Annotated in this window: 3 protein-coding genes, 13 tRNA genes and 2 rRNA genes; all 18 read left to right on the forward strand. The window is 43.5% G+C overall.

The genetic code is table 11. From position 1 onward, the window contains the following. Positions 1–116, forward strand: a 23S ribosomal RNA gene (locus N0O92_RS23340); the annotation flags it as partial. Between the two features lie 61 nt (positions 117–177). Beyond that, positions 178–293 (forward strand): 5S ribosomal RNA (gene rrf / locus N0O92_RS23345). Positions 294–338: 45 nt separating this feature from the next. Continuing rightward, positions 339–414, forward strand: a tRNA-Ala gene (locus N0O92_RS23350). A gap of 16 nt (positions 415–430) precedes the next feature. Next, a tRNA-Met gene (locus N0O92_RS23355) sits at positions 431–504 on the forward strand. 35 nt (positions 505–539) lie between these two features. Further along, positions 540–632: transfer RNA gene (locus N0O92_RS23360), tRNA-Ser, on the forward strand. A 29-nt stretch (positions 633–661) separates the two neighbouring features. Beyond that, a tRNA-Gly gene (locus N0O92_RS23365) sits at positions 662–733 on the forward strand. Between the two features lie 29 nt (positions 734–762). Then, positions 763–851: transfer RNA gene (locus tag N0O92_RS23370), tRNA-Leu, on the forward strand. 9 nt (positions 852–860) lie between these two features. Then, a tRNA-Arg gene (locus tag N0O92_RS23375) sits at positions 861–934 on the forward strand. A gap of 15 nt (positions 935–949) precedes the next feature. Then, positions 950–1,026 (forward strand) — tRNA-Pro (locus N0O92_RS23380). Positions 1,027–1,191: 165 nt separating this feature from the next. Further along, positions 1,192–1,262 (forward strand) — tRNA-Gly (locus N0O92_RS23385). Between the two features lie 16 nt (positions 1,263–1,278). Next, positions 1,279–1,352 (forward strand) — tRNA-Ile (locus N0O92_RS23390). 59 nt (positions 1,353–1,411) lie between these two features. After that, a tRNA-Glu gene (locus tag N0O92_RS23395) sits at positions 1,412–1,486 on the forward strand. 6 nt (positions 1,487–1,492) lie between these two features. Next, a tRNA-Val gene (locus N0O92_RS23400) sits at positions 1,493–1,568 on the forward strand. A 41-nt stretch (positions 1,569–1,609) separates the two neighbouring features. Further along, positions 1,610–1,777, forward strand: coding sequence for a hypothetical protein (locus N0O92_RS23405; protein WP_315617465.1), 168 nt, complete (start codon positions 1,610–1,612; stop codon positions 1,775–1,777). Between the two features lie 7 nt (positions 1,778–1,784). Next, a tRNA-Lys gene (locus tag N0O92_RS23410) sits at positions 1,785–1,860 on the forward strand. An 18-nt stretch (positions 1,861–1,878) separates the two neighbouring features. Next, positions 1,879–1,960 (forward strand) — tRNA-Leu (locus N0O92_RS23415). A gap of 379 nt (positions 1,961–2,339) precedes the next feature. Then, positions 2,340–2,909, forward strand: a complete 570-nt coding sequence (locus tag N0O92_RS23420) for a class D sortase (RefSeq protein WP_315617467.1) — start codon at positions 2,340–2,342, stop codon at positions 2,907–2,909. Between the two features lie 150 nt (positions 2,910–3,059). After that, entirely contained in the window at positions 3,060–4,658 is a 1,599-nt protein-coding gene (katX, locus tag N0O92_RS23425) for a catalase KatX (protein WP_315617469.1), read from the forward strand. The last annotated feature ends 144 nt before the right edge of the window (positions 4,659–4,802 follow it).

Genomic DNA, 4,802 nt, shown 5'->3' on the forward strand with positions numbered 1-4,802 from the left:
TTCCCATGGAGTTAATCCAGTAAGACCCCTTAGAGATGATGAGGTTGATAGGTCTGGTGTGGAAGCGTGGCGACACGTGGAGCTGACAGATACTAATCGGTCGAGGACTTATCCAATATATTCTTGATACGTTTCTAAAAGCATTATCTAGTTTTGAGAGAACTGTTCTCTTAAAAGTCTGGTGGCGATAGCGAAGAGGTCACACCCGTTCCCATGCCGAACACGGTCGTTAAGCTCTTTTGCGCCGATGGTAGTTGGGGGCTTCCCCCTGTGAGAGTAGGACGTTGCCAGGCTTTTATAGGACTAACACAGTTAGTCCTATTTTGTTCTGTGATATTGGGGCCTTAGCTCAGCTGGGAGAGCGCCTGCCTTGCACGCAGGAGGTCAGCGGTTCGATCCCGCTAGGCTCCACCATTTTCATAGATATTGTGGCGGTGTAGCTCAGCTGGCTAGAGCGTACGGTTCATACCCGTGAGGTCGTGGGTTCGACTCCCTCCGCCGCTATTATATGTACCTTAATTGATAGTTTTACTAATATTGGAGGAATACCCAAGTCCGGCTGAAGGGATCGGTCTTGAAAACCGACAGGCGGGTTAAACCGCGCGGGGGTTCGAATCCCTCTTCCTCCGCCATTATTTGTAAATTAGGGTACCTATTACATGCGGAAGTAGTTCAGTGGTAGAACACCACCTTGCCAAGGTGGGGGTCGCGAGTTCGAATCTCGTCTTCCGCTCTTTTATTTATTATTTTCTTAAAGTCCTAGCCGGGGTGGTGGAATTGGCAGACACACAGGACTTAAAATCCTGCGGTAGGTGACTACCGTGCCGGTTCAAGTCCGGCCCTCGGCACCATTTTGATATGCGCCCTTAGCTCAGCTGGATAGAGTGTTTGACTACGAATCAAAAGGTCGGGAGTTCGAATCTCTCAGGGCGCGTTTTTAAAATATATACGGGAAGTGGCTCAGCTTGGTAGAGCACCTGGTTTGGGACCAGGGGGTCGCAGGTTCAAATCCTGTCTTCCCGACCATAACTGTAACATGCGGGTGTAGTTTAGTGGTAAAACCTCAGCCACGAGCAATGCTTCTGCCGAATAAGCTGCGAGTTGTCTCGACGCATTTGCTTCTGTGAATTACTAGAAGAGGAAGAGACATGTTTGGGCGGTTTCAATTTTATGATACAATCAAGTCAACATGCGGGTGTAGTTTAGTGGTAAAACCTCAGCCTTCCAAGCTGATGTCGTGAGTTCGATTCTCATCACCCGCTCTTAAGAAAGTACTGTGGGCCTGTAGCTCAGCTGGTTAGAGCGCACGCCTGATAAGCGTGAGGTCGGTGGTTCGAGTCCACTCAGGCCCATATTATTCCACAGCACCTCAGCGTTGAAGGTTTGATTCCTATCTGTGGAGCGAAGAAATGGCCCGTTGGTCAAGCGGTTAAGACACCGCCCTTTCACGGCGGTAACACGGGTTCGAATCCCGTACGGGTCACCAATAACTGGAGGATTAGCTCAGCTGGGAGAGCACCTGCCTTACAAGCAGGGGGTCGGCGGTTCGATCCCGTCATCCTCCACCATATCTAATTATTTATCTTCTGAAGTGTCATGAGTTACTTCATTGAATAAACAGCAAGAGCCATTAGCTAAGTTACGAGCAAAGCTTCTTGAACTGCTTCGAGTTGTTCTGACGCAAGTAGCAACAGAGCTTTACTTGGAGAGGAAAGAACAGGTATACGAACGAAGCGACACATCGTCCGTAATCATCATGAGTTACTTCATTGTATAAACAGCAAGAGCCATTAGCTCAGTTGGTAGAGCATCTGACTTTTAATCAGAGGGTCGAAGGTTCGAGTCCTTCATGGCTCACCATTTTTTAATCTTGAATAGGCGGGTGTGGCGGAATTGGCAGACGCGCTAGACTTAGGATCTAGTGTCTTATGACGTGGGGGTTCGACTCCCTTCACCCGCATTCAATTTGGTAAGAAGAAAGCAGATCGACGTTATGTTGGTCTGCTTTCTTTTTTATTATGGGTGGAGGAACAGATCCTTCTCCTATATCAAGCGGACTCACGTTCCGTTATCTGTGACAAAGCAGTTATTTTACGATGGTATGCGGACTATGGTTCCGCTATTTCGTGTTATAAGGGTGTCTATGTACGGATTTTTTGCAAATAGCGGATTCTGTGTCCGGCAAATCTTTCAAAAGTTAGTTTTTTGTGAAATAGCGGAACTGGTGTCCGTTTGGGGGGAAGGTACATTTAGAGGAACCACAATCTATGTACTTAGTACTAGAATATAGCTATAATGAGAGAAGACTAGTTGGATTGATCAAAAGGAGCGACTTTATTATGAAAGTACTTGCACGCATCATTATTCTTCTTGGGTTAGGATTTTTAGCTTTTGGTGGGTTTGAATTATATCAGACGTATACAAAACAAAATGAATCTATGGCTGAGGCTCAGAAAATTTTAGCTGAATCGAAAGAGGAAGTGATGACGGCTGATGATATGGATTTTATAGATGGAGATGTGATTGGTGCGTTATATATTCCGCGGTTAGAAAAAGAGATTCCTATCATTTCTGGTACTGATGAAGATGAATTAAGTCGTGGAGTCGGACATTATACAACCACGGTTTTACCAGGGCAGAATGATCAAATCTTACTTTCTGGTCACCGTGATACGGTTTTTCGAGATTTTGGGAAACTAGAAAATGGAGATGAGTTTATCGTAAAAATGCCGTACGGCGAATTTACTTATGAAATGTACGAGTCTGAAATTGTTGATGCTGATGATCGTACAGTGATTCGGTCTACCGCTCCAGATGAGATTTTAACGTTATCGACATGTTATCCGTTTAATTTTGTTGGAGCCGCACCAGATCGATATATTATTTATGCGAAACCAGTTTTGAACTAATTATAGAATAAGGAAATAGGGTTGTCTCTTACAGGTCTTTAATCGGACCTTTGAGGCACCCTTTTTTGTTTGAGAAAGTTTTCCAATTTTTGTTTTGAATAAAATGTAGTTGGACATATTGGTAACTGTAAGTAAAAGGAGGGAATACATTTGGAAGAGAATAACAAACCTACTGGATCCAATGAGACAGAGGACACGTTAACGAATAGGCAAGGACATCCTGTTACGAATAATCAGAATGTCCGTACTGTTGGAAATCGTGGTCCTACAACGCTTGAGAACTATGATTTTTTAGAGAAAATTAGTCATTTTGATCGTGAGCGCATTCCTGAGCGTGTCGTTCATGCTCGTGGTGCAGGGGCACATGGGTATTTTGAATCGTATGGCACTGTTGGTGATGAGCCTGTTTCAAAATATACGAGAGCGAAAGTGTTCCAAGAAAAAGGAAAACAAACGCCGGTATTCGTTCGTTTTTCTTCTGTTGTTCATGGAGGTCATTCTCCTGAGACGTTACGTGACCCAAGAGGATTTGCTGTAAAGTTTTATACGGAAGATGGAAACTGGGATTTAGTTGGAAATAATTTAAAGATTTTCTTTATTCGTGACCCTTTAAAGTTCCCAGATTTGGTGCATGCGTTTAAGCCAGATCCTGTCACGAACATTCAAGATGGAGAGCGAATTTTTGATTTTGTTTCCAATACTCCTGAAGCTACTCATATGGTTACGTTCTTGTTTTCACCATGGGGCATTCCAGCAAATTACCGCATGATGCAAGGGTCTGGTGTGAATACATACAAATGGGTAAACGAAGAAGGAAAAGGTGTGTTAGTTAAGTATCACTGGGAACCGAAGCAAGGAATTAAGAACTTAACGCAAAAAGAAGCAGATGAGATTCAATCGATGAATTTCAACCATGCTACTCAAGATTTATATGAGGCGATTGAGAACGGAGATTATCCTGAGTGGGAACTGTATGTCCAAATTCTTAGTGATGATGATCATCCTGAGCTTGATTACGATCCACTTGATCCAACAAAGCTATGGTACAAAGAAGATGTTCCGTGGCAGCCGGTTGGGAAAATGGTGTTAAACAAAAATCCGGAAGATTACTTTGCAGAAGTTGAGCAGGCTGCTTTTGGGACAGGTGTTCTTGTAGATGGTCTTGACTTCTCCGATGACAAACTATTACAAGGGAGAACGTTCTCTTATTCAGACACGCAACGTTACCGTGTAGGATCCAATTATCTACAATTGCCGATTAACTCACCGAAGAAGCATGTAGCAACGAACCAACGCGGTGGGCAAATGGAATACAAAGTGGATAAAGGGGCAAATCAAAATCCTCATGTGAACTATGAACCATCAACGATTGGTGGGCTAAAAGAAGCGAAGAATCCTGGAAAAGAACACACTCCGTATGTTGAAGGAGAATTAAAGCGTGAAACGATTGACCGGACGAATAACTTTGGTCAAGCGGGAGAAACGTATAGAAGGTTTTCTGATTTTGAGCGTGATGAGCTGATTACTAATTTAGTAAATACATTAGCTCCATGTAGAAAGGAAATTCAAGATCAAATGATCGAGAATTTCACAAAAGCAGATCCGGAATACGGAAAGAGAGTAGCAGATGGCATTGCTGCGAAGATGAAAGAAATGGAATCAGCTGACTCTGGTCCAATTGGCACAACCAAAACAGAACAAGCTGTTAAAGATGCCGAAGACAAGAGCCACCCATCAGATCCATATTAAGAAGTAAGGGGTCAGACCCCAGGGCTGTTGATTAACCAAAATTTAGTAGATACAAGCATATAAAAAGACAAAGAAAGCCATCTCCGTTAAAGTGTAGTTACCGCTAACAAACACAAAGGAGAATGGCTTTCCATGAACAAGATT

It is taken from the genome of Alkalihalobacillus sp. MEB130, assembly GCF_032335535.1.
GTDB lineage: Bacteria > Bacillota > Bacilli > Bacillales > Bacillaceae_D > Halalkalibacter.